Genomic DNA, 205 nt, shown 5'->3' with positions numbered 1-205 from the left:
GCTTAGGACCGCCTGACCCCGGGCCAAGTGCTGTTCCCCGGGAACCCTTCTCCATGCTTCAGGCTTCAAGGTTCTCACTTGAATATTTGCTACTGCCACCAAGATCTGCACTGGTGCCCGTTCCACGTGCGCTCACGCTGCACGCTTCGACACTCGTATCGGCCGCAACTCACACCTCTTTCGAGACACGAGTACACACAGCCAC

General features: G+C 58.0%; 1 rRNA gene. It reads right to left on the bottom strand.

Annotation, left to right across the window (positions count from 1 at the left end):
- Positions 1-205, bottom strand: a 23S ribosomal RNA gene (locus DC28_RS16595); the annotation flags it as partial.

The sequence above is a fragment of the Spirochaeta lutea genome (assembly GCF_000758165.1).
GTDB classification, from domain to species: Bacteria; Spirochaetota; Spirochaetia; order DSM-27196; family Salinispiraceae; genus Spirochaeta_D; species Spirochaeta_D lutea.
The sequence above is the reverse complement of the archived record's forward strand: the minus strand, read 5'-3'. Positions and strand labels throughout refer to the sequence as shown.